Source organism: Hydrogenophilus islandicus (assembly GCF_054657095.1).
Map to the genome: position 1 here is coordinate 1 of NZ_BAAHXE010000062.1, position 1,445 is coordinate 1,445.

1 pseudogene is annotated in these 1,445 nt (G+C 60.7%); it reads right to left on the reverse strand.

Going from position 1 to position 1,445, the window contains the following annotated elements:
* Nucleotides 1-313: 313 nt before the first annotated feature.
* Nucleotides 314-1,342 (reverse strand): annotated as a pseudogene (locus ACYQ6T_RS10645) (IS256 family transposase); the annotation flags it as partial.
* Between the last annotated feature and the right edge of the window lie 103 nt (nucleotides 1,343-1,445).

Sequence of the window (1,445 nt, forward strand, 5' to 3'; positions counted from 1 at the left end):
CTAAGACCACCCACTTGCCTTTTGGCTCAAGCCTAACAGTGCCTTTGGCTTGTTCTGGTTGACGAGGTTTATCGCCGATTCATCTGGATTCGCCTTACTTCCAAACCTAGCGCCCCACCGCGTGACACTCGCAGTTCCACTTCCACCTCACGGTTTCGGTTTCATCCCTCACGGGAGTGGGCTACATTGTCAGGATGGCTTCGAACGAGGCCGTTGCCAGCCCCGCCCGCATCCCTAGGTTACTGCCGGAGGAACGGCAGGTTCCCTCCAAGGTTTCCCTTGTGGAACAATCACTTACGCGACCTCACGTCGCACTGATGCGTTCCAGCCCGTTGGTGGTACGCAAACGGATACGGTGCGCAGCGGGGAAGTCGAACACCGTCAGGGATTCAGGAATCGCGGTTTCGGCCCACTCGGCCAGTTTCGGATGCTCCTTGCGCCAGGTGTCCAGGGCGGCTTTCAAAAGCCGCTCGGCTTCTGCCTTGTCCGGAGCATTGAAGATCGCGCGCAGTGTCGCGGCGACGTGCTTTTTCGCCTCCTGTCGGGTGACGAACTGGCCGGCGTTTTGCTGCAGATGGAACTGGCAACGCTGCCAGGGAACAGAAGGGAACACCGCTTTGCGGGCAGCTTTGAGGCCCGCATGATCATCCGCGATGATGAGCTTGATCCCGTGCAAACCGCGGGCAAGGAGGGATTCCAGGAAACGTCGCCAATTGATCTCGGCTTCCGACGTGGCCACCGTGCAACCGAGCACCCGCCGTTTGCCCGTCGCATCGACGCCGACGGCGATCAAGACGGCACAATCGACGATTCGCCCTTCCAGCCGCACTTTCTCGTAACGGGCATCCAGAAAGAGATAGGGCACTTCGCCCAGAGGACGCTCGCGCCAGGCCGCAAGCCCCTCGTCGAGCCTGGCGGCGGCACGGCTCACCTGGGCGGTGGAGAGCGAAATCTCCGGCCCCAGCAGGCGCTGCAGTACCTCGATCACCCGGCGGGTGGAGACCCCCTGGACGTACATCTCGGCCAGGGCCAGATGCACCGCCTGATCGGTGCGGGTGCCTTTTTCGAGGGCAGAAGGGTAGAAGTCGCCGCAACGCACCTGGGGCACCTGAAAGGTCAGCTCACCAAGGCGGGTGAGTACCGTCTTGGGTTTGTACCCGTTGGCGTAGTCACGCCGTCGCTCACTACGTTCATAGGGCGCCGCTCCAAGGAACTGGGATCGTTCGATCTTGGCGGCTTCATTGACGAGGATGCGCAGAGCCTCGCCGGCACCCTCCAGTCCGTGTTCGAGCAACACAGCATAAGCCATTTCCAAAGGATTGGTTTCGACACGCATCGCCATGATGGGCATACTCCTTTCTCGAAGTCATGGCGTCAGACCGAGCGCCGCGCACTTCCTGCCAGAGGCGCTAAACGGAATTTACAGAAAGGATGGTACACAACCC